Below are 2,080 nucleotides of genomic sequence, written 5' to 3'. Positions count from 1 at the left end.
TGATGCTCCTATTGGCAGTCAAGCGGTGTGGGGTGCCTGGTCGCCGGTCATGTGTAGGGGGCTCGCGGTTTCGGGCGTCGGCGGTCCGCAATACTTCAATGTATGGCGCTGACACAGCAACTCGCACGGGTGTCCCCGCAGTACCTGGCTCAGTGCCGTGCAGCTGCGGAAGTGTCACCGGACGGCAACCCCGATTGGGCCCCGCCCGCAGAGGACACGGTGGATCTCGACTGGGCGATCTGGGGCTTGATCTGGTTCTGTCAACGCATGCGCATCGAGGGGCCATGCGTCCAGGTCCTCAAGCGGAGCATCTCGGGAGACCCGGGCGGCGACATCGAGTTTCTCGATCATCCCGGGGTCTATGACGGCTTCGACTCCCCTCCAGCCCTTCTCGCTCCTGCAGCAGTGGCCGAAGTGGCCTGCGGGCTGGCCGCTTTGGACATCGGCGAAGTACTCAGCTGCCTGCCTGCGGACCACTTGGAAGCTGCCGAAACATGCGGATTCCGAGGGTTCAACGGACACCCGCGCGAGTACCTCGTCGAGCATTTTGGGCTGCTGCAGAGCTTCTATCTCATCGCCAGCCGACGTGGCCTGGCAGTTCTGACCTGGACAGACTGAGCACGGTCCCAGGAGAGCGGTCAAGCGGCGGTGAGCCAGTCTCGATAAGCGTGGGCGAGGCCGTCGTCGCGGCGTGTGCCGCGTTCGATGCAGGAGATCACTGCCGGCCAGACGCCGAAGTGCTCGGCGACGGTGGTCAGGGTGATGTTCTTGGCCTGGCGCGCAGGTCGGAGGTCAGAGACGTCCGGGACGCTGACCGGTGTGGTGAGGTAGCGGAAGATCTCCCGGGCGATCGCCCTCTTGAGCAGGCGGATGATCTCCTTCTTCGTGCGTCCGGCGGCGGTCTGTCGGGCGACGTAGTCGCGGGTGCGGGCGTCGCTGGACATACGGACGAGAGCGATCCGGTAGAGAGCGGCGTTGGCCCTGCGGTCTCCGCCTCGGGAGAGGCGGTGGCGGTTGGTCCTGCCGCTGGAGGCGGGGACGGGCGCGACGCCGCAGAGCGCCGCGAAGGATGCCTCGGTGCGCAGGCGGTCGGGGTTTCCTCCGGCGGTCACCAGGAGCTGGGCCGCGGTGTCGGGGCCGACACCGAACGCGGCGCGCAGGCCGGGGTTGTTCTCGGTGGCGGCTGTGTCCAGGGCGGCGGTGAGGGTGTCGTGTTCTGCGGTCAGGGCCTGGACCCGGCGGGCGAGGGTCTTGAGCGCGGTCAGGAGGGCGACGCGCGGTCCGTCGCCGGTGGGGCGGAGCCGGGAGATGGCGTCGACCTGTGTCTTGCCGCGCAGGGCGGTGTACTTGACGCGGATGTCGTCCGGGGCGGTGATGAGGATGTGCGCGATCTGATTCAGGGTGGCGGTGCGGGCCTTGACGGCGGACCGGGCGGCGTTGTGGAGGGCGCGTATGCCGCTGACGGTGTCGTCCTTGGGTATGACCGATGCCCGGCCGGACAGTGCGGCGCGGGCGGCTGCGTAGGCGTCGATGGGATCGGACTTGCCGATCCGGCGCCGTTCGGCCTTGTCTGGCCGGTTGACCTCGATCACGGTGAGGCCCGCGTGGCGGGCAGCACGGGTGAACCCGAGGCCGTAGGAGGAGGTTCCCTCTACCCCGACGGCAGTCACGGTGCCGTGGGCGTTCAGGAACGCGATTGCCGCAGCGTAACCGGCCGCCGTGGTCGGGAACTCGGCGTCGGCGACGTGGCCACCCCGGTCGGTGATGACAGCGACGTGAATCGTGTCCGCATGGGAGTCCACTCCGCCGAACACCGCAGCCTGTTCTGTGGCGGACGTGGTCGTCGCTGTCATCCTGTGAGCTGCCTTCCTGGCCGGCGGTGACACCGGCCAGGTGAGTCAGACAGGACATTGAGGGGGCCTCTGGCCAAGCTCCTATCAGGTCATGCTCCACCTGGCCGAAGCCATGGAGAACGGGTCCCGGCAGCCGGACAGAACAACTGCAGGACAGCCCAGCAGGGCGTCAGTCAGACCCTGAGCCACGACCACCGGAACCCGCTACGAGTATCAATGTCAGACCC

General features: G+C 67.7%; 2 protein-coding genes. One reads left to right on the top strand and one right to left on the bottom strand.

Annotated elements, in window-relative coordinates; genetic code table 11:
- Window positions 1-102: 102 nt before the first annotated feature.
- Window positions 103-618 (top strand): DUF1877 domain-containing protein, encoded by a 516-nt coding sequence (locus tag ACFV8T_RS45495; protein ID WP_385339782.1) that lies wholly within the window; start codon window positions 103-105, stop codon window positions 616-618.
- 20 nt (window positions 619-638) lie between these two features.
- Here the strand turns inward: ACFV8T_RS45495 and ACFV8T_RS45490 are convergent, their stop codons facing one another.
- Window positions 639-1,853, bottom strand: coding sequence for an IS110 family transposase (locus ACFV8T_RS45490; RefSeq protein WP_385339780.1), 1,215 nt, complete (start codon window positions 1,851-1,853; stop codon window positions 639-641).
- Window positions 1,854-2,080: the final 227 nt, after the last annotated feature.

It is taken from the genome of Streptomyces sp. NPDC059832 (genome assembly GCF_042731715.1).
Lineage (GTDB): Bacteria > Actinomycetota > Actinomycetes > Streptomycetales > Streptomycetaceae > Streptomyces.
The sequence above is the reverse complement of the archived record's forward strand: the minus strand, read 5'-3'. Positions and strand labels throughout refer to the sequence as shown.